The following is a 22,324-nucleotide window of genomic DNA, read 5'->3' on the forward strand; positions in this document are numbered from 1 at the left end:
AATGGGCAGGTTCGTGAGCCCTTCAGAGCCCAAATCGGTGACGTTTGATGCGCGTCCGATGTTCGATGGTAGCGATCGCACCAGGCAAGAGTGCGCGCCCGCTGGTGCGGTCGCCCGGGCCGTTCTTGGCGTCCCACGACCCGTCGGGGAACAGACGATCAAAGCTTCTCTCTGTAAGTGCTTGGACGTAGTCCAACAGGCCCGCGTTGAAGATCGCATCGGGCAGGGGTACAAACCGCTGGCTCGCCGCATTCTTGAGTGAGCCGGCGTCCGCGGTGATATCAATGCCCCATACGTTCGCGATTTGCCGAACGTCGACCACCCGGAGTTGCGCCAATTCACGCAAGCGTGCGCCGGTATAGATTGCCAGCAAGGGAAGCCAGAACTTGGAAGGCTCCGTGAGGCAATGCTCGCGGCGCAACGCTGGGTCAAACAAACGCTTCAGCTCATCGCGAGTGAAACCACGGCGTTTTGGCGCATACTTCTGCGCCTTGGATTGCAATCGCACGCCCGTCAACGGATTGGTGCTCATCCACCTGCGCTGCACGGCCCAGTTAAAGAACACCCGGAGCCGGTCCAAGTGTTTTTCTTTAGTGCGCACATTGAGGCCAGGCGGCTTGAGCTTCTTGGCCTTGGCGATGATCGCGCGCGGGGTCAGGCCTTTGTAATCCGGCAGCACCCTTGCCCGAGCGGGCCAAAGTGAGAGCGCGGCACGGAAGGCATCGCACTCCTCGACCCCGACCTCAGCCAGCGGCTTGTCCCGGGTCAGGTCACGGAAGAGTTCCACACTGTGGCGGGTCTCCAGCAGCGTTGCAGCCGCCGGGTTCTTTTCAGCGAATTGCGTCAGGAAAAGGGCGATAGAGGCGTGCAACATCGGCGCCGCTTTCGCAGGCGCACTCTGCGCTGGCGATGCATTGGTGCTCGCGGAGGCGGGCGCTAGACTCTCCAGGATGACCGGCAAGGCTTCCATTGCCCGCGCGTGGTCGGCGGCGTCATCGACCTTGAGCATGAAACCGTTGGGGCCTTGGATGATGTACTCCTGCACACGGCCTTCTTGCGCGGCCTTGAGCACATCGTCGATCAATTTTTTTGGGTCGCTCACGGGGTCCTTCCGCAGCTTCAGAAACGCTTTACCCAAAGCGTACCTCATGCACGCGCCGATGAGTCGGCTGCGGTCGCGGTCGCTGGGTGGAAGCCGTCTGACGAGGTAGCGCCGCCCCACGCTCGCACGCAAATCCTGCGGCACCAAAAAGCGCGCAAAAGTGCCAGAAGGACGGTCGAGCAAGAGGGCCTTAGCCATGGAAACGATACCCGAAACGATACCCAAGGGAACGGTCTCGTGCTTCGGCATCGTGCCAGCTTCTTCAACATCGTCAACAAGTTACGCAACGACGAAAGAAAGCTGGAGCGGGTGAAGGGAATCGAACCCTCGTCAGTAGCTTGGGAAGCTACAGCTCTACCATTGAGCTACACCCGCATAGGCCCCGGATGGTAATACGAGATCGCCCACCGGCGAAAGGTGGCGGCCGGCTGAACGCGCCGGCCACCCACCGCGCGGCGGGTCAGTCGCAGGCGCATAATCTTGCCGGGGCATCCCTACGAGGGCCGGAACATGCGTCGTGCGCTTTCGCTTTCCATCTTTACCGGGCTCGCGCTATGCGCAACCGGCGCTACGCTGGCGCAGTCGCGCACGGTATCCACGGCCAATATGCCGAAGCCGGGAGTCAGCTATATCGCCGGCCCCTCGACCCCGGTCCGCAAGGAAACCGTGAGTACGGGCACCCTGCCCCAGCCGGCACGGCTGTACGCGGGCGGTCAGGGCGGCACGGGCGCCTCGTCCAGGCAGGACGGGTATGACAGCGGCAACTACCCCCCGGAAAACGGCAGCTATAACAACGGCGGTTACTACGGCAGCGGTTACTACGGTGGCGGTAACGGCGGCGGCTATGGCTACGGCCGGGATGACGGCTATGGCTACGGTCGCGGCGTCCGGGACCACGATCACGATCACGGCCAGCCCGGCAACGGCGGTCGCGGCCGCGACCACGACCGACGCCCACCCGGAAACTCGACCACCGTCGCCCAGTCGCCCGGCTCGGCCCATGCCGGCGCCACAGGCCCGGCCATGAACCTCGCCCCGGACCGCAACGGCCCGCGCGGTCCACGCGACAGCGGCAACAACCGCGGCGAGAACGGCTGGAACGATGGCTTCGGCAGCCGCACCCCCACGCAACCCCGCTCTGGCGTGACCAACCGCGTGACCCAGCCCGGCATCGGCACACCGGTCCGCGGCGGCAATGGGTGGAACGGCCGCTGAGCCCCGTTACAATGGGCGGATGCAAATCACTCTAAACGGCGACGCGCGCCATTGCGCGCCCGGCACCTCGGTTCTTGCGCTGCTCGACGCTGCCGGTTACGGCGGCAAGCGCGTGGCGGTCGAGGTCAACCTCGAGATCGTGCCGCGCAGCGCGCACGCGACGCACGTGCTCGCCGAAGGCGACCGTGTCGAGATCGTCCATGCCATCGGTGGCGGCTGAGCCGCACCCCTCCAGGAAATCGCCCGCATGAACCACTTCTCCCCTGCCGCCGATGACGTCCTGACCGTCGCGGGTCGCACGTTTCACTCGCGGCTGCTCACGGGCACCGGCAAGTACAAGGATTTCGACGAAACGCGTCGCGCCACCGAGGCCGCCGGCGCGCAGATCGTCACCCTCGCCATTCGCCGGGTGAACATCGGCCAGGACGCGAGCCAGCCCAACCTGCTCGACGCGCTGCCGCCGGATCGCTTCACCCTGCTGCCGAATACGGCGGGTTGCTACACGGCCGACGATGCCGTGCGCACCTGTCGCCTCGCGCGCGAGCTGCTCGACGGCCACAACCTCGTGAAGCTCGAAGTCCTCGGCGACGAGCGCACGCTCTACCCGGATGTGGTGCAGACGCTGGTCGCCGCCGAGAAGCTCGTGGCCGATGGCTTCGACGTCATGGTCTACACGTCGGACGACCCGATCCTGGCGCGCCGTCTCGAAGAGATCGGCTGCGCCGCGATCATGCCGCTGGCCGCGCCGATCGGCTCGGGTCTGGGCATCCAGAATCGCTACAACCTGCTCGAGATCGTCGAGAACGCAAAGGTCCCGGTGATCGTCGATGCCGGCGTCGGCACCGCGTCCGATGCCGCCATCGCGATGGAGCTCGGCTGCGATGGCGTGCTGATGAACACCGCGATCGCCGGCGCAAAGGATCCGGTCCTGATGGCGCATGCGATGAAGCTCGCGGTCGAAGCGGGCCGCGCGGCGTTCCGCGCCGGTCGTATTCCGCGCAAGCGCTTCGCCTCGGCCTCGAGCCCGGTCGACGGACTGGTGGGCTGAGCATGACCACCGATGACGACAACAACGCCGGCGACGCGCCGTTCCACCGCCGCATCCGCAGCTTCGTGCTGCGCGAAGGCCGGATGACGCCCGCGCAGCAACGTGCGTTCGACAATCACTGGTCTCGCTTCGGCCTCGATTACCACGGCACCGGGCGCGACCTCGACGCCACCTTCGGTCATCGCGCGCCACGCGTGCTGGAGATCGGCTTCGGCAACGGTGAAGCACTGGCCTGGGCCAGCGAGCACGATCAGTCGCGCGATTACATCGGCGTCGAAGTGCATAGCCCGGGTGTCGGCCGCCTGATGAACGCGCTGGCCGCACGCGATGCGCGGAACGTTCGCCTCTACAAGCACGACGCCGTCGAAGTACTGGAAAACGAGATCCCCCCGGCCAGCCTGTCCGAAGTACGCATCTGGTTCCCCGATCCGTGGCACAAGAAGCGCCATAACAAGCGTCGTATCGTGCAGCCGGCGTTCGTCGAATTGCTGGCGTCGCGCATGGCGCCGGGCGGCTTGCTGCATCTGGCCACCGACTGGGAAGCCTACGCCGAGCACATGCGCGAGACGATGGAAGCCGCCCCGGGCTGGCGTAACCGTGTCGGTCCGGGCGAGTCGGCGGAGCGTCCCGCGTGGCGCATCGAGACCCATTTCGAACGCCGCGGCACGCGCCTTGGCCACGGTGTCTGGGATTATCTGTACGAATGGCAGGGTCGATAACGACAATCCGTTGACCGCGGGCGGCGCATAACTTGGGGATTCGTGTTCACGGAGTTGCCCATGTCCATCGCCAGCCTTGCCGACCTGATCGCCGAAACCCTCGAAGAAGCCGGCGTTCGCCGGATCTACGGTCTGGTGGGCGACAGCCTCAATGCGATCACCGATTCGCTGCGCGAGCGCCAGCGCATCGACTGGGTCCATGTCCGTAACGAAGAAGCCGGCGCGTTTGCCGCCGGCGCGGAAGCGCAGCTCACCGGTGCGCTCGCCGTCTGCGCGGGAAGCTGCGGACCCGGCAACCTGCATCTGATCAACGGCCTGTTCGACTGCAACCGCTCGCGCACGCCCGTGCTGGCGATCGCCGCGCATATTCCCAGCGCCGAAATCGGCAGCGGTTATTTTCAGGAAACGCATCCGACCGAGCTGTTTCGCGAGTGCAGCGTGTACTGCGAGATGGTTTCCGATGCGTCGCAGATGCCCCACGTGCTGGATTCGGCCATCCGCGCGGCCGTGGGCCAACGCGGCGTGGCCGTGGTGGTGATTCCCGGCGACGTGGCCATGCGCAAGTCGCCGGTGAAGAAGGTGACGCCCGCGGCCGGGCTGCTGCCGCCTTTGCCGAAGGTCATCCCCGCCGAGCGTGAGCTGGACGCCCTGGCTGAGCTGCTCAACGCGGGCAAACGCGTCACCCTGCTCTGCGGCCGCGGCACGGCCGGCGCCCATGACGACCTGATCGCCCTGGCCGATGCGCTGCAGTCGCCGATCGTGCATGCGCTGGGTGGCAAGGAGTATGTGGAATACGACAACCCCTTCGACGTGGGCATGACCGGCCTGATCGGCTTCAGCTCCGGCTACTACGCGATGGAGGACTGCGACACGCTGCTGATGCTGGGCACCGATTTTCCGTACCGTCAGTTCTACCCCGAGGACGCAAAGATCGCGCAGGTCGACATCCGCCCCGGCAACATCGGTCGTCGCTGCCGTGTCGAACTCGGTGTGGTCGGCGATGTGGGTGAAACGATCCGCGCCCTGCTGCCGCGGATCGAGCCCAAGCGGTTACGCGGCCACCTGGACCGCTGCCTCGCTCACTATGCGCGGGCCCGCGACGACCTCGACCAGCTCGCCCGCATCGAACCCGGCCACGACCTCATCCATCCGCAGCAGGTCACCCGCCTGGTCAGCGAGCTGGCCGAGGACGATGCGATCTTTACCTGCGACGTCGGCACGCCCACGGTATGGGCCGCGCGCTACCTGACGATGAACGGCAAGCGCCGCCTGCTCGGCTCCTTCGTCCATGGCTCCATGGCCAATGCCATGCCGCAGGCGATCGGCGCGCAGGCCTCCCACCCGGGACGGCAGGTGATCTCGCTGTCGGGCGATGGCGGCTTCACGATGCTGATGGGCGACTTCATCACGCTGGCCCAGCAGGGCCTGCCGGTGAAGGTCATCGTGCTCAACAACGGCACCCTGGGCTTCGTCGAGCTGGAGATGAAGGCGGCGGGGCTGCTCGAAACGGGCGTCGAGCTGAAGAATCCGGATTTCGCGGCCATGGCCAACGCGATGGGCATTCATGGACGACGCGTCGCCCGCGCCAGCGACCTGCCCTCGGCCATCGCGGAGGTGCTGTCGCACGACGGCCCCGCATTGCTCGATGTGGTCAGCAACCGGCTCGAGCTGTCGATGCCGCCGAAGATCAGCGGCGAGCAGGTCAAGGGCTTCAGCCTGTACGCGCTGAAGGCGGTGATGAGCGGGCGCGGCGACTCGATCGTCGACCTCGCGCTGAGCAACCTCAGCCGCTGATCGGACCCGTCAGCGCACGCTCCGCGCGGGAGCGTGCGCTGGCGCAACCCATTCGTGCGCTTTTCTTCAGCCGGGAGCCACCCCCAGCGCGTATACTCCTGCGGCAACGATAGCCGCCTGGCAAGAGCATGCCACCGCACGTCTCCAACGACCGGATCGGAACCGCCGGCCAGTGGCACTGACCCTCACTCCTGAAATGATCCTCGTGCTGGGCCTGGTGGGCTTCACCATGCTCATGCTCGTTCTGGAGTGGATCCGGGCCGACATGGTCGCCCTGCTCGTCGTGGTCACGATCGGCCTCACCGGCCTGATCCCCGGCGACCAGGTCTTCAACGGCTTTGCCGGTAACGCGGTGATCGCCATCATCGCGATCATGATCATGGGGGCCGGCCTCGACCGCGCCGGCGTGCTCAACCTCACCGCGGCCTTCGTCATGCGCATGGCGCGCGGTGTCGAGTCCCGCCTCGGCGTCGTGATCAACAGCGTCACCAGCCTGTTCAGCGCCGTGATCCCCAGCCAGGCCCTGGCCGCCCTGATGATTCCCGTGACCAGCCGCCTCTCCGCGCGTACCGGCGTGCCGATGTCGCGTCTGCTGCTGCCGATGGCCTTCTGCATCCTGACGGCCACCAACACCACGCTGATCGCCAACTCGCCGCTGATCGTGCTGAACGACCTGATCGCCAGCGCCAACAGCAATCTGCCGCCCGGCGCGCACACGATCCCCCGATTCGGCCTGTTCAGCGTCACCCCCGTGGGCCTCGTGCTGGCCCTGGTCGGCGTGCTGTTCTTCTATTTCTTCACCCGCAAGCTGCTGCCCGAGCGCGAAGACGAGCGCCTGAAAGTCACCCCCGGCCGCACCGAGAGCTACTTCGCCGATACCTACGGCATCGCCGGCGAGACCGCCGAGCTTACGGTCACGGCGGAGAGCCCGCTGGTCGGCATGAGCATCGGTGAGGCGGAGCAGCTGCACGGTGCCCCGCTGATCCTGGCGATCAAGAACGGCAACGAGAGCCGCGTCGCCCCCCCATCGGACCAGATGATCTGGGTCGGTACGGTGCTCGGCGTGCTCGCGCCAAAGGACGCCATCCTGGCATTCGCCAATAACCAGCTGTGCCGCGTCTCCATGCGCATGCGCCAGCTGGGCGAACAGTTCAACACCACGCGTGCGGGTATTTCCGAGGCCGTCGTGCCGCCCGGCTCGCGCTTCATCAAGCAGACCGTGGGCGATCTGCGCCTGCGCAAGCGCTTCGGCATCTCCGTGCTGGCGGTCAACCGTGGCGACGAGGTGTACCGCGAGGACGTGCGCGCGGTCAGCCTGCGCGCCGGTGACACCCTCGTGCTGCACAGCAAGTGGCGCGACCTGATGCTGGCCGAGGAAGACCGCGACTTCGTCGTGGTCACCGACATCCCCAAGGAAGAGCAGCGCCCCGGCAAGATCTGGCAGGCGGTGGGTTTCTTCGTGCTGGCCAAGTGCCTGGCCCTGTTCACCCACCTCGACCTGTCGGTAGCGATGATGACCGGCGCGGTCGGCATGCTGCTCACCGGCGTGCTGAACATGGACGAGGCCTACAAGGCCATCAACTGGAAGACGATCTTCGTTACCGCCTGCCTGATTCCCCTCGGCTGGTCGATGGATTCCACGGGCACCGCGTCGTGGCTGGCGCAGGAAGTCCTGGCGATCATGGGCGGGGCGCCGCAATGGACGCTGCAGCTGTGCATCGCGGTGCTGACGCTGATGTTCTCTCAGGTCATGTCGAACGTGGGCGCCACCGTGATGATGGTGCCGCTGGCGATCAGCGTGGCGGTGAGCACGGGGGGAAATCCTTCGGCTTACGCGTTGATCGTCGCCGTGTCGTCGTCCAATACGTTCCTGCTGCCTTCGGGGCATCCGGCGTTGATGATGGTCGCGGGGCCGGGCGGTTATCGTTCGAAGGACTTTTTGCGAGTCGGGCTGCCGCTGACGTTCCTGGTTCTGGCGATTACGCTGGTGGTCGTCAACCTGATGTATCGCTGAGCGACGCACCGCGATTACGGCATTTCTCAGGCCAGTCGGACTTCCCCGTCGACGACCGACACCGGCACCGCACGCAGGCGATCTCCCCGACATGGCCCGTTGGTGCAGTCACCACTCTCCGCCGTAAACGTCGCCCCATGCGCCGCGCAGATGATCGTGCCATTGCGCACCAGGAACTTGCCCGGCGCATAGTCCAGCCGCCGACCCGCATGAGGACAGACGTTGAGGTAGGCGCGGGCCTCCTCCCCCGAGCGGTAGATCAGCAGGGACTCGACCTCGCCCTGGATGACGGCCTCGGTTTCGACGGCGTTGCCATCGGGAATGTCCGCCAGCAGGCAGAGGGGAGCGGTGTCGGCGGTAGGAGTCATGGCACTTGTCTGTGGGGATGGGTTGCCCCAAGGTAAAGGGGAACCACGCATGTCATTGTGCCACACGGATTTTTAACCAATGCGCTTCGTCCTTCCGCCCATCCGCCGCTCTCGCAACCCGCTGGTCCGCGCCCTGTCCGTCGTGGCCGGTCTGGCCGTGCTCGGGGTGCTGCTCGTGTTCGGTGTGGTCGTCCTTGGCGTGCTGCTGGCCGGCGGCCTGGTGTTCCTGGCGGTCCGCCAGTGGAAGCTGGCCCGTGGCGGCGTCCGCCCGGCGCCGCGTCCGGCCGCGGCGCGCGCCACGCACGATCCGAACGTGCTCGAAGGCGAGTTCGTCGTGATCCGTCAGGGCGATCCGGTTCACCACTGAGCCACTGCGCAAGAAACGGATGGTGACGGTCGTCGCGTCCGCCTACGCTGGCCTTCAACGACAGGAGGCCCCGATGAAAGCCCAGGTCCAGACCATCCGCCCCGCCGCCGACGATCCGCTCGACCGTGTCCGGGCCGCGCTGGAGCGAGATGACGCGCCCAGCGATCTGGCCAGTCTGGCCACGATCGCCGGGCTCAGCCCCACGCATCTGCAACGCGCCTTCCGGCGCCGGTTTGGCGTCAGCCCGGCCGAGTACGCCCGTGCCCGCCGTTTCGGCCAGCTCCGCGATGCGCTTCGCGAAGGATCGGCCGTGACCGATGCGGTCTATCAGGCCGGTTTCGGCTCGGGCAGCCGCGTCTACGAGGAAAGCGACCGCCGGCTCGGCATGACCCCGGCGAGCTACCGGGCCGGCGGTGCGGGCGCCTCCATTCGCTACACCACGACGGGTACCCCGCTCGGCCGGCTGCTCGTCGCCACCACGGCGAAGGGCATCTGCGCCGTGACGCTCGGTGCCGACGATGAGGCGCTGGAAACGCGACTGGCCGGAGAATTCCCGCTCGCCGACCGGGAACGCGTCGACGAGGGACGCGACGAATGGCTGGACGCCGTGATCGGCCGGGTCACCCGCGAGCTGGGCTGGGAAAGGGGCGCCGCCCCCGACATGCCGCCACTCGATATCGCCGCGACCGCCTTTCAGTGGCGCGTCTGGGAAGCGCTGACCCGGATACCGCTCGGCGAGACCCTCAGCTACGGCGAGCTCGCCGCCAGACTTGGCGTGCCGAAGGCGGCACGTGCGATCGGACGCGCCTGCGGCAGCAACAAGCTGGCGCTGCTGGTGCCCTGCCATCGCATCATCCGCGAAGACGGCAGCCTCGGCGGGTGGCGCTGGGGAATGGAGATCAAGCAGCAGTTGCTCGCCACCGAACGTGCCATGAGCGCCGCTCAAGGCTGACCCTCGAAGGTTTCGCTACCAAGGCCACGACGGCGGCGATATCGTTCGTGATTCGCGCCGCATCTTGCGACGCGTGCCTGCCCCCGGGTTCCCCATGTCCGACGCCGTGTGTACCGAAAAAAAAGTCCCCGCCACCACGCTGGCCGCCGCGCGCTGGCTGGTGCCGCTGTCGCTGATGTCGATGTACCTGATCTGGGGTTCCACCTATCTGGGCATCCGCTATGCGCTGGTCAGCTATCCGCCGTTCCTGATGGCGGCGATCCGTTTCGCCATCGCCGGCGTGCTGATGTTCACCGTCCTGCGCGTGCGCGGTGTCGCCTTGCCGACCCCGCGACAGTGGCGGAACGCCGCCATCGTCGGCACGCTGTTGCTCGCCGGCGGTAACGGGCTGGTCTGTTTCGCCGAACAGTCGGTCAGCTCGGGCATCGCCGCCGTCGCGGTGGCCAGCATGCCGCTGTTCGCCGCGGTCTTCGGCGGCCTCTATCGTGAATGGCCCACGCGCGGCGAAACCGTCGGTCTGCTGCTGGGCTTTGTCGGGGTGGTCGTGCTCAACCTTGGCGCCGGGTTGTCGGGCTCGCCGATCGGCGCGATCGCGTTGATCTGCGCCGCCATGGCCTGGGCCTTCGGCTCGGTGTGGTCCAAGCGTCAGGACATGCCGGCCGGCCCCATGAACACCGCCGCGCAGATGCTCTGTGCCAGCGTCTCGCTGGCGATCATCGCGATGCTGCATGGCGAGCGCTTCCCCGCGCACCCGCAACTGGGCGCCACCCTCGCGCTGGGTTACCTGATCGTGTTCGGTTCGATCATCGCCTTTAGCGCGTATCTCTACGTACTCAAGACCGTTCGTCCCGCCCTGGCCACCAGCTACGCCTACGTGAATCCGCCCGTGGCGGTGCTGTTCGGCGTCGCCATCGCCGGTGAGCACGTGGGCACGTTCGACCTGGCGGGCATGGCGATCATCCTCGTCGGTGTCGGCATCATCACCATGATGCGGACCCGCAAGGCCTGAGACGCCCTGGCAAGTGTGACGCAGGTCTCGTCCCGGGCCTGCGCGCCGATTTTTGAGAATTATTCGATGTCCGCGAATCTCAAGCCCACCTAGGCTGCTTTTCTCTTAGGTGGGAGCGCGGTATGACGGGCAGTCTGACCAATCCGACACAACGAACCCATCGGCGGCGGCTATGCATGGCGCGCGGCGCGACGGTACTGGGCATCGGCGTGGCCGCCATCGCGTCATGCCAGCGCTTCCGGGCCGACACCGAATCGATGTACGCCGATCTCGACACCTGCGAGGAACGGGGCGGCCGCTGGGACGTCGACCGCGCTCGCTGCGCGATCGACGTCGTCCTGGCGGACCACCCGCAACTGACCGACGACGCGCTTCCACCGGATGCGCCGTGAGAAATCAGAGCTCGCGCAACGCGGTGGTCACGGGCACCCGGGCGGCACGCAAGGCGGGGAACAGGCCGCCGATAAAGCCGATCGCCAACGCCCATTTGATCCCCGTCCACAGGAGCGCGGTGCTCACATGGAACCGGAACACCACCTGGCTGAAGTTCGCCCCGAGCGTCGACGCCGTGTAGCCATTGAAGACGATCCACACGATGCCCGCACCGATCACGCCGCCGAGCAACGCCAGCAACATCGTCTCCAGCATCACCGACACCACGACCGGTATCCCGCGAAAGCCGATCGCACGTAACGTGGCGATCTCGCGAGCCCGGGCCTGGATCGCGGCGAACATCGTATTGAGCGCACCGAACACGGCACCGATCGCCATGATGATGCCCACCGTGATACCGACGGCGCGCAGCACCCTGGTCAGGCCTTCGGACTGCTTGCTGAAGTATTCCTGCGTCGTGCTGACGTCGACCTTCAGGCGCGGATCGCCAGCCAGCGACGCTTTGAAAGTGTCGAATGCCGCGGGCGAATCCAGCATGACCGTCACCGACTGCACGCTGCTGCCACGCCGGTAGGCCGATGCGACGCTCTGCGTATCGCCCCACAGTTCCGATTCCAGCACGTCGTTCGACACGAACTCGCCCACCACGGTCCAGGTCTGTCCCGCGAGGCGGATGCTTCTGCCGACATCGAGGCCCGCGAACTGCCCCCGCGCGCCCTTGCCGACGATGAGCTCACGCAGCCCCGGAGTGAACTTGCGCCCCTCGACGATCTTCACCTGATCGCGTAGCGACCACACGTCCGCGCTGACGCCACGGATGGGCACATTGGAATCGCTGCCGGGATCGCTCTTGCGTGGCAGGTTGGCGACGACGACGAGTTCGCCCGAGGCGATCGGCCGGCCCTGGGCATCTTTCTTCACACCGGGCGCCTGCATCACCACGTTGGCGCTGTCACGATCGAGGATGGAATTGAGCTCCGCCTGCGAGCCGCCGCGCAAGACGATGGCCGTCCGGTCGTTACCCGTGGAGCGCAGGGTTTCGGCGAAACCATCGCTCATCGCCAGCATGGCGACGAGTACACCGACCACGCCCGCGATGCCCACCACCACCACCGATGACGAGCCGAGCCGCTGAACCACCGTGGCGAGTCCCACGCGAGTCACCTGCCAGGTCTGTCGTCCGCGACGGGTCAGCGCCATCCACAGCGCGAATACGACGGCGATGGCGACGATGCCCTGCCAGGGCAACGCGATCCAGACGACGAGGAACGCGGCGACGATCAGCAGGGTCAGCAGGCCGAACCCGAACTTCTTCATGCGTTTCATGGTGAGTTCCTTCAGCGCCCGGCGAGCGCGTCGACGATGTTGAGGCGCATGGCACGGAGGGCGGGCAAGGCACCGACGAGGGCGCCGATCACCACCATCAGCACGAGGCCGAGAATCCAGGTCTGGGTACCGATGGGTGGCAGATTGAGCATGCCGCCGCTGCCCTTGGCCACGATGGGGACCACGATGCCGGCCAGTGCCAGACCCAGCACGCCGCCGAGCACCAGCAACAGGATGCCTTCCGCCAGCACCATGCCGAGGACGCTGTGGCTGGAGAAGCCGATGGTCTTCAGGACGGCCAGCTCATGGGTCCGCTCGCGCACGGCCTGCGCCATCGTGTTGCCGGTAAGCAGGATCAGCGTAAAGAACACCGCGCCCATGATCGCCGACACGATCAGCCCGATATCGCCGAGCTGTTTGGCGAACGATGCGTTGAACGCCTGCTCGGTCTGCGTCTTGGTCTCGTGGTCGGAATTGGCGGAGAGCGCGTCGATGGCCCTGGCGACGCTGTCCGCCTTGTCCGCCGAGGTCAGCTGCACCGCGTACCAGCCTGCCGTCGTACCGACGCTCTGGAATGCGTTGGCGTCTTCGAAATACTTGTGATGGAAGAAGAACTGCTGGTCCGTACCGTTCGCCGCGCCCTTGGCCGGCTTGTAGATGCCGACGATATCGAAAGGCCAGGTCTTGTCGCCGTTACGCTGCGGGAAGATCGTCGACTGCAGCGGCACCTTGTCGCCGATCTTCCAACCGAAGCGTTTCGCCAGCGCTTCACCGACCACCGCGCCGGTACGCGTGTTTTCGTAGACCTTGCGCTGGTCCGCGGGCAGTTCGATCTCACGATAGATGTCGAGGTAATTCTCGCTGACGGCAAAGCTCAGCACGAAATTCTTCGGATCCTGATAGATGCCGCCGAACCAATTGGCGGCGGCCACGGCCTTCACCCCGGGAATCGCCTGTATGCGTGTGGACAGGCTCGCCGGCAGCGACTGGATGATCGAATACTTCGACGTGGTGATGAGGCGATCCACGCCGACGACGCTGTCGCCCGAGGCGAACGCGGCACGTGTCGCGTCCAGCATGCCGAACAGCAGGAATGCCGCCAGGATCGACACCAGGGTGAAGAAGGTACGCGTCTTGCGCCGGAACAACGCGGCCCAGATCAGATGCATGTATTTCATGCGGGCGTCCTCGGTCAGGCCATGGCTTGTCCGACAAGGCTGCCCTTGTCGAGATGCAGGGTATGGTTGGCGTACTCGGCCGCCTTCGGGTCGTGCGTCACCATCACGATCGTTTTGCCGTGCTCGCGATTGAGTTCGCGCAGAAGACCGAGGATCTCCTCGGCCGACTGGCGATCCAGATCGCCGGTCGGCTCGTCGCAGACCAGCAGCGTGGGATCGGAAACGATCGCGCGTGCGATCGCGACGCGCTGTTGCTGACCGCCGGAGAGTTCGAACGGCTTGTGTGACGAACGATCCGCGAGACCGACCAGCTGCAGCGCGATCGACGCGTTCTGCCTGCGCTGCGCGGCGGAAAGTCGGGTCAGCAGCAGCGGCAGTTCCACGTTGCGCTGCGCGGTCAGCATCGGCATCAGGTTGTAGAACTGGAAAACGAAGCCCACGTGCGCCGCGCGCCAGCGCGCCAGCGCACCGGCACCCAGCCGGTCGATGCGGTCCCCGGCCACCGCGATGCTGCCACCTGACGGTGTGTCGAGACCGCCGATGAGATTGAGCAACGTGGTTTTGCCGGAGCCCGACGGTCCCATCAGCGCGAGGAAGTCGCCTTCCTCGATCTTCAGGTTCACGCCATGCAGTACCTCGACCTTCTGCCGGCCGCGCTCATAGACCTTGGAAAGATCCTGGATGTCGATCAGGGTAGCCATGGGACGTGTCTCCTTGCGTATCAGGGCGAAGGGCGGGTGGCGACGCGGACGGCGGCACCATCGGTGAGCGAGTCGGGCGGAGTCACGATGACGCTGTCACCGGGGGCGAGGCCCTGCGTCACCAGACGCTGCTCGCCGTCGTTGCGTGCGGCGAGCGTGACGTCGTGACGCATCGCCTTGTCGCTCGCGACGACGAAGACGACATCGCGGTTGTCGCGACGCGCCAGCGCGCCGGCCGGGACGAGCACGCCTTTGGGTGCGTCGGCCACCGGCTCCGCCCGGCGTTCGAGGAACGACACGCGCACGCCCATGTCGGGAACGATCCGCGCGTCCTTCGATTCCAGGGCGACGCGTACCTTCACCGTGGCCTTGCCGCGATCCGCCGCGGGCACGATGGCGATGACATGCGCGCCGATCTTCCAGTCCGGGTAGGCGTCGAGCAACGCCTCGGCGGGCATATCGGCTTTGACCCGGCCGATATAGGCCTCGTTGACGTCGACGTCGATCTCCAGCGAATCCATGTCGACGATGGTGCCGACACCGGTACGGGTGAAACCGCCGCCCGCCGAAAGCGGCGACACGATCTCGCCGACCTGCGCCGCCTTGTCGGTGATCACGCCGTCGAACGGCGCACGGACCACCGTGTAGTCGAGGTTGACCTGGCCGACACTGACCTGAGCGTCCGCGGCGTCGGCCTGGCGACGCGCCGTGTTGAGCTGGGCGCGATAGGTGTTGGCCTGCGTACGTCCCTGCTCGGCGATCTGTCTGGAGACCAGGCCCCGGCCGACCAGCGCCTCCTGCCGATCGGCGTCGCGCAGTGCCTGCTCGAGCTGGGTCTGGCTTTGCACCACGCTGGCGCGCGCCGCCGCCGCGTTCGCCCGGTTGGCGTCGAGGCCGGCGCGCAGGGCGTTGTCTTCCAGGCGCGCCAGCACCTGGCCTTTCTTCACCCGGTCGCCTTCCTCGATCAGCACCTCCGTGAGCGTGCCGGTGATCTGCGCGGAGACCGTGGCCTGGCGCCGCGCGGTGACATAGCCCGTGGCCTGCAGCACCGCCCCGGCTTCCGCGGCACCGGCCGGCGCGATCGCGGTCGCTACCGTCACCTCGACGGGCCGATGCACCAGCCAAGCCCAGGCCGCTCCGCCCAGGGCGAGCAGAACGATGAGAACGGCAAGCACGATCAGCGCCATCTTCGTGGCGCCGCCGTTCCCACCCCTTGGGGATTCCCTGTGCGACTTGTCGATCTTCAGCTGCCGCAGCAGTTCGGCGTTCGAGTTCATGTCCCCGTGGTCCCCTGGCGATACGGATCGTCGGCAAGATCATGCGATCCGGGCGGACCGTGCGCCACTTCCGCCCATCAGTCATCTGCCGTGACAGGTGTCACCTGATAGTCTTGGCGCCCATGAATACCGTCATCCCTTCGCCGGCCCAGCCGAGCATCCCCGTCGCCGGGCGCAGCGAGCGTTTCCCGGTCCGTCGCGTCTTCTGCATCGGCCGTAACTACGCCGACCACGCCAAAGAGATGGGCGCGTCGGTCGACACGGCCAATCCGATGTTCTTCACCAAGCCCGCCGATGCCCTCGTCACCGACGGAGCCGACGTGCCCTACCCTTCCGTCACCCACGATCTGCACCACGAAGTGGAGATGGTCGTGGCGCTGGGATCGGGCGGTACGGACCTGACCCTCGAGCAGGCCGCCGCCACGGTCTGGGGCTACGGTGTGGGTCTGGACCTGACCCGCCGCGACCTGCAGGCCCAGGCCAAGGCCAAGGGCTCGCCGTGGGACGTCGCCAAGGCCTTCGACCATTCGGCACCGGTCTCCGCCCTGGTTCCCGCCTCGGAGGTCACGCCAACCGCTGCGACGCGGATCTCGCTGGAGATCAACGGCGAGACCCGGCAGGCGGCCACCCTCGGCGACATGCTGCTCGATGTCCCGGCGATCCTCTCGGCGCTGTCGAAGCTGTTTGAGCTCAAGGCGGGCGACATCGTCTACACCGGTACACCGGCCGGTGTATCGGCATTGCTGCGCGGCGATCGTTTCCGTGCGACCCTCGAAGGCGTCGCCACGCTCGAAGGTCGCGTGGTCTGACTTCGCAAAGTCCTGACATCCGGAACGTTAGTTTTTTACGTTCGACGCCCAGACCCAGAAGGAGAAACCCACGATGAGCATCGTCGCGGAATTCAAGAAGTTCGCACTACGCGGCAACGTCATCGACCTCGCGGTCGGTGTTGTGGTCGGTGCGGCGTTCAGCAAGATCGTCACCTCGCTGGTGGACAACATCATCATGCCCCCCATCGGCTGGCTGATCGGCGGCATCGACTTTTCAGACTGGAAGTGGGTGCTCAAACCCGCCGACGCCGCGACCAAGACCGCCGAAGTGGCGATCCAGTACGGCGTGTTCATCAACGTACTGATCCAGTTCGTCATCATCGCGTTCGCCATCTTCATGGTGGTCAAGGCGATCAACCGCCTGACGCATCGCGAAGAGGCCAAGCCGGCCGCACCGGCCGCCGACGTGGTGCTGCTGACGGAAATCCGCGACCTGCTCAGGCAGCAGCCGCCGCGCGTCTGATTCCGCGCTTTCGGAGGGACGAGGTGACCGGCATGTCCGGCTTGCCTCGTCCCTTTTTGCTGTCTGGAAAAAAAAGAGGCCGCCGAGTGGGAGCTCGGCGGCCTGATCCGGGGAGAACGTTGCGCCGCGGGAGATGAGTCGGGAGACTCACGGCGCTTATTGTTGGAATGGTTTTGGATCGGTCGATCAGAAGTCGTAATTGATACCGAAGCGGACGTAGCGCGGCGTGCTGAAGTAGTTGATGCGGTCGTAGTTGGTGTTCAGCGCCTTGCTGCTGCCATAGATCGCATACGTCGACGTCGGCACCGACTCGTTCAGCAGGTTATAGACCATGACATTGAAGCCAAGTTTCTGGTCGGCCCACATCGGGCGATATTCCGCCGAGACCGAGATGATGTGCTGCCACGGCTGGCGACCCGCGTCGCCCGGTGCCGAGGCGACGCCACCGCAGTAGTGGTAATAGCTGCCGTAACCGACCGGGTTGCTCTCATCCGCGCCGTAGTAACCGATACAGGTCTTGGGTGTGCCCGACATCAGCGCGATGTTGCCCGAGAGCATCCACTCCGGTGCCGCCTGCCATGAACCGTAGATCTTCAGCTGGTGCGTGCGGTCGTTGGAGAGCAGACCGTTGGAGTTTTCCATCAGCTTGCCGAAGTCCCAGTCGACCGTCGCCGACACGTCGGTCTGACCGATGTCCGAGCGCACCTGGCCTTCCGTGTTGCCGTAGCTCTTCGAGTAGACGTAGTCGATCTTGGCCTGCCACTTGCCATCGAACGGATGCTCGAGGAAGGTCTCCAGACCGTAGTAGCTACGCTTGGCGCTCGGCATGCCGAAGTCGGCCGCGGAGACCGAGACGCTGTAGTAACCGCCGGCCGGGTTGACGATGCGGTATGTGTTGCTACGACCCGGATTGGACAGGTAGCAACCGTTGAGCGTGGAGGCGTCGACGTCGTAGCCGAGCGACTGCGCCTTGCTCGCGATCGTGGTGGTGTCGCAGATGTCGTCCAGGATGTTACGCAGCTTGCGCACCTGACCCTTCATGCCCCAGACGTAGTCCGCGTTGATCTGCTGGGTGAAGCCCAGCATGTATTCATCCTGGTACTCGGACTTGATGTTGCTGGAGGCCACGGTCTTCGCGTCCGGCGGTGTGCCGTACTCGTTATTGGCCGACACCGCGCCACCCGTGGACGAGGCCAGCTGGGTCAGGCCGGTGGGATTGCCGTTAGCGTCGATGCCCGTGTAGGTGTAGTACTCGTTGGTGTACAGCGAACCGGCGGCGGCGCGCAGCGCGACGGACGCCGGCATGGCCAGGTAGTAACGACCGGCGTTCGCGTAGACCTTAAGCGACGAGTCGCCGTTCACGTCCCAGCTGAAGCCCAGGCGCGGCGCCCACTGCGGCTTGGTCATGCGCAGGAAGGCTTCACCGCTCGGGTTGTAGTTGGTGAACTGGTCGTTACGCAGGCCGATCTTCACCAGCCAGCGATCGTCCACCTGCCAGCTGTCTTCGATGTACTGGGCGCGCTGCTTCACGCGCACCGACGCCGAGGTGCTGTAGAGGTACTTCGATACGTAGTAGCCGTCCTGACCGCCCGCACCGGTGCTCGGCGCGGCGACGTACGGACTGTCGCTGATGTTGGTCGCCGGATCGCCGTAACCGTAGATCCAGGCCGAGCCGGTCTCCCCATCGTCGACGTCGTGCGAGTTGAGGTTGTCGATACCACCGGTAATCGTGTGATCGCCGATCTTCCACGCCAGATCGACGCGCAGGTTGCTGCTGGTGGCGCGGTGGTTCGGATCGTTCGCGGTCAGCACCGTCTGAGAATTGACGATGGAATTGCCGCCGGTGATCGCCGGGTTCTCGAACTCCGAACCACTGATGTACTCCAGCGATGGGTCGTAACCCGGGGTCTGGCTGAAGTACGTCATCTTCTGCTTACCGTACATGGCGGTCAGCGTGAGATCGTCGGTGATGTAGCTCGTGTACTTGGCGATCGAGACCCGGGCGCTGTTCTTCGTCGAAGTGTCGAAGCTGTTCAGATCGCCCGTCTGGTTCGTCGCGTAGTCGTAGTCGTACTCGTTACCCTTGTACGACGTCTTCGTCGACGCGCCGGTCAGCTCGAGGATGTTGTTGTCGTTGATGTTCCAGTCGACCTTGGTGTACCACTTCGGATTGTTGTACTCGTAATCGGTGTTGTACGACGACGTCGCGGGACCGACACTGTTACCGGCCTTCTTGTCGCCTTCGACCGCCGCGAAGAAGAACAGCTTGTCCTTGATCAGCGGGCCGCCGACATACGCGCTCTCGGTGGTTTCCCAGGACTTGTTGTCGGAATAACGACGGTAGAGATTGCCCGCGTTGGCACCGGTCACGTAATACGAGCTCGGGCTCACGCCCTGCGCGAACGCCGGTGTCCACTGAACCTGCGCACCGAAGTGCCATTCGTTGGTACCGCGCTTGCCGCTCTGACTGATCACGCCGCCGTCCGAGCGACCGTAAGCCGCACCGTAGCCGCCGCTGAGGATTTCCTGCTGATCGATCGCGCCATAGGGCAGGCTGATGCCGCCGAAGCCGCTGAGCGGGTCGGTGGTGTTGAAGCCGTTGAGGTAATAGGCGTTCTCGGTGACCGACGAACCGGCGAACGAAACGAGCGAGCCACCCGTGGTACCGCTCTTGAAGCCGCTGTAACCCGGAACGACGCCTGGCGCGAGCAGCGCGATCGCTTCGGCGCTGCGCGCCAGCGGCAGCTTCGCCAGCTGCTGGGAGGTGATGACGGTACGTGCGTCGACGCTGGACACGTCGATGGCTGGGAGCGCGTTGGCCGACACGGTGACCGAGCTCAGGCTCGTCGCATCGCCCGAGGCCGCGGCAAAGGACACTTCCGTACCGGAACCGACACGAAGGCCGACGTCGCTGCGCGTGTCGACGACCTTGCCGCCCTGCATGAGCGATACGGTATAGCTGCCGAGCGGCAGCGAACCCACCGTGTAACGGCCGTCGCTGCCCACGGCGACTTCACGCGTCACACCCGAGGTGCTCTTGACCTGGACCGACTCGCCCTCGGCGACGGGCGCCTGGCCGAAGATGCTGCCGGTGGTCGACTGCGCGATGGCCACGGTGCTGCCCAGCGCCAGGGCCAGCGCGAGGCTGATCCGGCTCAGGCGGATGGATGTCGAATTCTTCACTAGGAAACTCCCCGAAATTTAGGATGCGCGACGCCACGAGGCCGGCACCCTGGCAAGGCGCCTTCCCCAATTGCCCGTGACGTGTGATTCGTTTTATGACTTCGTCGATGCGTGGCCGACGGGGCCACGACTTCAATTTAGTGTTAAGAACCTGCATCCATACGGCGGAAACTGCCGCATCATTCGGTCATTCGTCGGACGTTTGGACGTCCGAACGATCCACCGGCGGCAACGTCCCGACCATTGCGGCCTGACGGAAACGACGCGGTGACGTACCGACATGGTCGCGGAAGCAACGACTGAAATTGGTCATGTCGCCGAAGCCCCAGGCGTGGGCGATCTGCGCGATGCCGCGATGACGAAGGCGGGGATCGGACAGTTCGCGCTGGCACCGTGCGAGGCGCTCGAGTCGAACCCAGCGCATGAGGGTCAGGTCTTCGTCGGAAAACAATTCGAACAGATGACTGGCCGAGAGACCGACACCCTTCGCGATCATGTCGATGCACAGCTCGGGATCGGCGAGGTGCTCGCGGGCGAACTGACGCACCTGACGCTTGTGGTACTGCCGCAGGCGCGAGGGGGACGATTCACTCGCGTCCACGGATTCCAGCGCGGCGGCAAGCATATGGGGAATCGCATCGGCCAGCCGGTCGGCTACCGGTTCGGACAGGCCCGCGGGATGCGCGAACATTTCCTGGAAGAGGACACGCAGGTAGCCCACGGGACCCAGGTGTCCGGGCAGGCCGACCGCCGCCACATCGTCCAGGCGTGGGATGGCGTCGCGCAGGACCGACAGCGGAAGATGGATCGACTGGACGCTGCAACGCCCCAGTTCCAGCCGGAAGGGCTGGGACAGGTCGATCAGGCAGAAATCGCCCCCGGCCAGGTCGCTGTGCCGCCCGTGCTGCTCGACACGCGCCCGTCCGTCGAGCTGCAAGGTCAGCAGCACCGCCTGACGATGCTCGCGCGGAAGCGCCGCCTCGGTCAGCACGTGCGGCGTGTGCCGGAACGCGCCCAGGCGCAGGCGATCGCCAGCGTAGCCGTCCACGAGCGTGCTGGTTTCGAAGCGGCTGGGTGCTCGCTCGACAAAGGCCTGCCAGAAACGCCGGGCAAGCAGCCGGTTGTTTTCGATACCGTCATCGGAGCGCGACAGCGGAGGAAATGCATACGACATGGACGACAAGGCGGTCATTCCGGTTATGAGGCGGGGGGAGGCGGAGGCGGCGGAGGCGCGCCGTCCGGGCCGGGGGGCGGCCCGACAGGCCGCTTGAATCCCTTCTCATCCATGCACTGAGCCATGAGGTCCGGCGGCACCGGGTCGTCCTCTTCGCCACCGAGTTCGTTCCAGCAATCGTCCAGCGCCGCCTCGACCTTCGGGTCGCGGTGCGCCTGGCGACCGTCCGGGGGACCGGGCGGCCGATCCTGGGCGGCCGCCGCGGCGGCCAGGGCGATCCCGAAGGAGAAGAGCAGCGAAGGCAGCGCGTTGAACGGTTTCATGGCCATCCTTAGTGGTGTGCGGTGTCTGCACACGCTAAGTGGCTTCCGTCACGAGGGAATGTCCTTTTGTGTCCGCTTTGTGTCGGCTGTTTTGCCGCGGGGACAAACGCCTCGTAGACTGGTCTGGTATTTAAAGCAGCATGACCATGGACCTTCAGTCACTCATCCTCGTCGTGGATGACGATCCCGAACTGCGCGGGCTGATCACCGATTTCCTCGGCGGTCACGGATACCGTGTGCATGCAGCCGAAAACGTCGCCCAGATGTCGCTTTCCATCGAACGTGAGCGACCGGACCTCATCGTGCTCGACGTGATGATGCCGGGCGAGGACGGCCTGAGCGCGGCGCGGCGCCTCGCCGCCGAGAAGGGTCCCCCGGTCATCATCCTGAGTGCGCTCGGCAGCGATACCGACCGGATCATCGGGCTGGAAGTCGGTGCCGACGACTACCTGGCCAAGCCCTGCAACCCACGCGAGCTGCTGGCCCGCGTGCGTGCCGTCCTGCGGCGCAGCAGCCAGGACGCGCCTTCACCCGCCGAGGAGATCCGTCCTTACGGTTTTGCCGGCTGGCGCCTCGATCTGACGCGGCGCGACCTGCGCGATCCGACCGGCATCTTCATCAATCTTTCCGATGGCGAGTTCGCCCTGCTCCGCGCCTTCGTCGAACACCCGCAACGCATCCTGAGCCGCGATCAGCTGCTCGACCTCGTTCACCGGGGCCGCGCGGACGTGTTCGACCGCGCCATCGACACGCAGATCAGCCGGCTGCGGCGCAAACTGAATGACCGCGCGCAGGACGAAATGATCCGTACCGTGCGCAACGAGGGCTACATGCTCCTGCCGAAGGTCACCCGCCTGTGACGCGACGTTCCGGCCTGTCGATCTTCGC

The 22,324-nt window shown here is 65.7% G+C and carries 22 protein-coding genes and 1 tRNA gene; 13 read left to right on the forward strand and 10 right to left on the reverse strand.

Translation table 11 applies throughout. The annotated features are described in order from the left end of the window. Positions 1-22 precede the first annotated feature (22 nt). Positions 23-1,351, reverse strand: coding sequence for a hypothetical protein (locus BLT40_RS09275; RefSeq protein ID WP_090352747.1), 1,329 nt, complete (start codon positions 1,349-1,351; stop codon positions 23-25). A gap of 52 nt (positions 1,352-1,403) precedes the next feature. Further along, positions 1,404-1,477 (reverse strand) — tRNA-Gly (locus BLT40_RS09280). Positions 1,478-1,612: 135 nt separating this feature from the next. Between BLT40_RS09280 and BLT40_RS09285 the strand changes: the two genes are divergently transcribed. From BLT40_RS09285 to BLT40_RS09310, 6 genes are all read left to right on the forward strand, one after another. After that, entirely contained in the window at positions 1,613-2,317 is a 705-nt protein-coding gene (locus tag BLT40_RS09285) for a hypothetical protein (protein ID WP_079520404.1), read from the forward strand. A 19-nt stretch (positions 2,318-2,336) separates the two neighbouring features. Then, a complete protein-coding gene (gene thiS, locus BLT40_RS09290) occupies positions 2,337-2,537 on the forward strand; it encodes a sulfur carrier protein ThiS (RefSeq protein ID WP_079520403.1) in 201 nt (66 codons plus the stop codon). A 27-nt stretch (positions 2,538-2,564) separates the two neighbouring features. Continuing rightward, positions 2,565-3,365 carry a thiazole synthase gene (locus tag BLT40_RS09295; RefSeq protein WP_036110236.1) on the forward strand — a complete coding sequence of 267 codons (801 nt, stop codon included), beginning with the start codon at positions 2,565-2,567 and terminating at the stop codon, positions 3,363-3,365. A gap of 2 nt (positions 3,366-3,367) precedes the next feature. Further along, positions 3,368-4,084 (forward strand): tRNA (guanosine(46)-N7)-methyltransferase TrmB, encoded by a 717-nt coding sequence (gene trmB / locus BLT40_RS09300; RefSeq protein ID WP_079520402.1) that lies wholly within the window; start codon positions 3,368-3,370, stop codon positions 4,082-4,084. A gap of 60 nt (positions 4,085-4,144) precedes the next feature. Continuing rightward, complete coding sequence (gene poxB / locus BLT40_RS09305) at positions 4,145-5,878, forward strand: ubiquinone-dependent pyruvate dehydrogenase (protein WP_079520401.1); 1,734 nt, start codon at positions 4,145-4,147, stop codon at positions 5,876-5,878. Between the two features lie 196 nt (positions 5,879-6,074). After that, positions 6,075-7,892 (forward strand): SLC13 family permease, encoded by a 1,818-nt coding sequence (locus BLT40_RS09310; protein ID WP_090352748.1) that lies wholly within the window; start codon positions 6,075-6,077, stop codon positions 7,890-7,892. 26 nt (positions 7,893-7,918) lie between these two features. On the opposite strand, the gene BLT40_RS09315 is transcribed toward BLT40_RS09310, so the two are convergent. Then, the gene (locus tag BLT40_RS09315) at positions 7,919-8,260 is read right to left on the reverse strand and encodes a Rieske (2Fe-2S) protein (RefSeq protein ID WP_036110227.1); all 342 of its coding nucleotides are present in this window, start codon (positions 8,258-8,260) and stop codon (positions 7,919-7,921) included. Between the two features lie 79 nt (positions 8,261-8,339). On the opposite strand from BLT40_RS09315, the gene BLT40_RS09320 reads away from it, so the two are divergent. The 4 genes from BLT40_RS09320 (at position 8,340) to BLT40_RS09335 (ending at position 10,980) form a co-directional block, all read left to right on the forward strand. After that, entirely contained in the window at positions 8,340-8,627 is a 288-nt protein-coding gene (locus BLT40_RS09320; RefSeq protein ID WP_036110224.1) for a hypothetical protein, read from the forward strand. A 73-nt stretch (positions 8,628-8,700) separates the two neighbouring features. After that, positions 8,701-9,579: a methylated-DNA--[protein]-cysteine S-methyltransferase gene (locus tag BLT40_RS09325; protein ID WP_043696033.1), complete on the forward strand. Its 879-nt coding sequence runs from the start codon at positions 8,701-8,703 to the stop codon at positions 9,577-9,579. 94 nt (positions 9,580-9,673) lie between these two features. Then, entirely contained in the window at positions 9,674-10,588 is a 915-nt protein-coding gene (yedA, locus tag BLT40_RS09330; protein ID WP_090352749.1) for a drug/metabolite exporter YedA, read from the forward strand. Between the two features lie 122 nt (positions 10,589-10,710). Beyond that, the gene (locus tag BLT40_RS09335) at positions 10,711-10,980 is read left to right on the forward strand and encodes a hypothetical protein (RefSeq protein ID WP_143025862.1); all 270 of its coding nucleotides are present in this window, start codon (positions 10,711-10,713) and stop codon (positions 10,978-10,980) included. Between the two features lie 4 nt (positions 10,981-10,984). Here the strand turns inward: BLT40_RS09335 and BLT40_RS09340 are convergent, their stop codons facing one another. The 4 genes from BLT40_RS09340 to BLT40_RS09355 are packed head-to-tail and all read right to left on the reverse strand — an operon-like array spanning position 10,985 to position 15,463. Continuing rightward, on the reverse strand, positions 10,985-12,307 hold the full coding sequence (locus tag BLT40_RS09340) for an ABC transporter permease (RefSeq protein WP_176809135.1): 1,323 nt from the start codon (positions 12,305-12,307) through the stop codon (positions 10,985-10,987). Positions 12,308-12,318: 11 nt separating this feature from the next. Then, positions 12,319-13,485: an ABC transporter permease gene (locus BLT40_RS09345; protein ID WP_079520394.1), complete on the reverse strand. Its 1,167-nt coding sequence runs from the start codon at positions 13,483-13,485 to the stop codon at positions 12,319-12,321. Positions 13,486-13,499: 14 nt separating this feature from the next. Further along, entirely contained in the window at positions 13,500-14,186 is a 687-nt protein-coding gene (locus BLT40_RS09350; protein WP_090352750.1) for an ABC transporter ATP-binding protein, read from the reverse strand. 20 nt (positions 14,187-14,206) lie between these two features. After that, a complete protein-coding gene (locus BLT40_RS09355; RefSeq protein WP_079520392.1) occupies positions 14,207-15,463 on the reverse strand; it encodes an efflux RND transporter periplasmic adaptor subunit in 1,257 nt (418 codons plus the stop codon). Between the two features lie 122 nt (positions 15,464-15,585). Between BLT40_RS09355 and BLT40_RS09360 the strand changes: the two genes are divergently transcribed. Continuing rightward, complete coding sequence (locus tag BLT40_RS09360) at positions 15,586-16,272, forward strand: fumarylacetoacetate hydrolase family protein (protein ID WP_036110202.1); 687 nt, start codon at positions 15,586-15,588, stop codon at positions 16,270-16,272. A gap of 73 nt (positions 16,273-16,345) precedes the next feature. Then, positions 16,346-16,756, forward strand: a complete 411-nt coding sequence (mscL, locus tag BLT40_RS09365) for a large-conductance mechanosensitive channel protein MscL (RefSeq protein WP_036110199.1) — start codon at positions 16,346-16,348, stop codon at positions 16,754-16,756. Positions 16,757-16,942: 186 nt separating this feature from the next. Here mscL and BLT40_RS09370 read toward each other — a convergent pair whose 3' ends face one another. From BLT40_RS09370 to BLT40_RS09380, 3 genes are all read right to left on the reverse strand, one after another. After that, on the reverse strand, positions 16,943-19,939 hold the full coding sequence (locus BLT40_RS09370; protein WP_255363982.1) for an outer membrane beta-barrel protein: 2,997 nt from the start codon (positions 19,937-19,939) through the stop codon (positions 16,943-16,945). A 187-nt stretch (positions 19,940-20,126) separates the two neighbouring features. After that, positions 20,127-21,113 (reverse strand): helix-turn-helix domain-containing protein, encoded by a 987-nt coding sequence (locus BLT40_RS09375; protein WP_176809136.1) that lies wholly within the window; start codon positions 21,111-21,113, stop codon positions 20,127-20,129. Between the two features lie 23 nt (positions 21,114-21,136). Then, positions 21,137-21,436, reverse strand: coding sequence for a hypothetical protein (locus BLT40_RS09380; protein ID WP_090352752.1), 300 nt, complete (start codon positions 21,434-21,436; stop codon positions 21,137-21,139). A gap of 146 nt (positions 21,437-21,582) precedes the next feature. Here BLT40_RS09380 and BLT40_RS09385 point away from each other — a divergent pair, with 146 nt between their 5' ends. Continuing rightward, the gene (locus tag BLT40_RS09385; RefSeq protein WP_036117065.1) at positions 21,583-22,296 is read left to right on the forward strand and encodes a response regulator; all 714 of its coding nucleotides are present in this window, start codon (positions 21,583-21,585) and stop codon (positions 22,294-22,296) included. The last annotated feature ends 28 nt before the right edge of the window (positions 22,297-22,324 follow it).

The sequence above is a fragment of the Dyella sp. 333MFSha genome, assembly GCF_900102405.1.
Classification (GTDB): domain Bacteria; phylum Pseudomonadota; class Gammaproteobacteria; order Xanthomonadales; family Rhodanobacteraceae; genus Luteibacter; species Luteibacter mycovicinus.

What these genes read in the sequence shown, in the direction of transcription:
- BLT40_RS09275 (WP_090352747.1), bottom strand. Translation starts at nt 1,351, where the DNA reads ATGCCGAAGCACGAGACCGTTCCCTTGGGTATCGTTTCGGGTATCGTT.
- BLT40_RS09285 (WP_079520404.1), top strand. Translation starts at nt 1,613, where the DNA reads ATGCGTCGTGCGCTTTCGCTTTCCATCTTTACCGGGCTCGCGCTATGC.
- thiS (WP_079520403.1), top strand. Translation starts at nt 2,337, where the DNA reads ATGCAAATCACTCTAAACGGCGACGCGCGCCATTGCGCGCCCGGCACC.
- BLT40_RS09295 (WP_036110236.1), top strand. Translation starts at nt 2,565, where the DNA reads ATGAACCACTTCTCCCCTGCCGCCGATGACGTCCTGACCGTCGCGGGT.
- trmB (WP_079520402.1), top strand. Translation starts at nt 3,368, where the DNA reads ATGACCACCGATGACGACAACAACGCCGGCGACGCGCCGTTCCACCGC.
- poxB (WP_079520401.1), top strand. Translation starts at nt 4,145, where the DNA reads ATGTCCATCGCCAGCCTTGCCGACCTGATCGCCGAAACCCTCGAAGAA.
- BLT40_RS09310 (WP_090352748.1), top strand. Translation starts at nt 6,075, where the DNA reads ATGATCCTCGTGCTGGGCCTGGTGGGCTTCACCATGCTCATGCTCGTT.
- BLT40_RS09315 (WP_036110227.1), bottom strand. Translation starts at nt 8,260, where the DNA reads ATGACTCCTACCGCCGACACCGCTCCCCTCTGCCTGCTGGCGGACATT.
- BLT40_RS09320 (WP_036110224.1), top strand. Translation starts at nt 8,340, where the DNA reads ATGCGCTTCGTCCTTCCGCCCATCCGCCGCTCTCGCAACCCGCTGGTC.
- BLT40_RS09325 (WP_043696033.1), top strand. Translation starts at nt 8,701, where the DNA reads ATGAAAGCCCAGGTCCAGACCATCCGCCCCGCCGCCGACGATCCGCTC.
- yedA (WP_090352749.1), top strand. Translation starts at nt 9,674, where the DNA reads ATGTCCGACGCCGTGTGTACCGAAAAAAAAGTCCCCGCCACCACGCTG.
- BLT40_RS09335 (WP_143025862.1), top strand. Translation starts at nt 10,711, where the DNA reads ATGACGGGCAGTCTGACCAATCCGACACAACGAACCCATCGGCGGCGG.
- BLT40_RS09340 (WP_176809135.1), bottom strand. Translation starts at nt 12,307, where the DNA reads ATGAAACGCATGAAGAAGTTCGGGTTCGGCCTGCTGACCCTGCTGATC.
- BLT40_RS09345 (WP_079520394.1), bottom strand. Translation starts at nt 13,485, where the DNA reads ATGAAATACATGCATCTGATCTGGGCCGCGTTGTTCCGGCGCAAGACG.
- BLT40_RS09350 (WP_090352750.1), bottom strand. Translation starts at nt 14,186, where the DNA reads ATGGCTACCCTGATCGACATCCAGGATCTTTCCAAGGTCTATGAGCGC.
- BLT40_RS09355 (WP_079520392.1), bottom strand. Translation starts at nt 15,463, where the DNA reads ATGAACTCGAACGCCGAACTGCTGCGGCAGCTGAAGATCGACAAGTCG.
- BLT40_RS09360 (WP_036110202.1), top strand. Translation starts at nt 15,586, where the DNA reads ATGAATACCGTCATCCCTTCGCCGGCCCAGCCGAGCATCCCCGTCGCC.
- mscL (WP_036110199.1), top strand. Translation starts at nt 16,346, where the DNA reads ATGAGCATCGTCGCGGAATTCAAGAAGTTCGCACTACGCGGCAACGTC.
- BLT40_RS09375 (WP_176809136.1), bottom strand. Translation starts at nt 21,113, where the DNA reads ATGTCGTATGCATTTCCTCCGCTGTCGCGCTCCGATGACGGTATCGAA.
- BLT40_RS09380 (WP_090352752.1), bottom strand. Translation starts at nt 21,436, where the DNA reads ATGAAACCGTTCAACGCGCTGCCTTCGCTGCTCTTCTCCTTCGGGATC.
- BLT40_RS09385 (WP_036117065.1), top strand. Translation starts at nt 21,583, where the DNA reads ATGGACCTTCAGTCACTCATCCTCGTCGTGGATGACGATCCCGAACTG.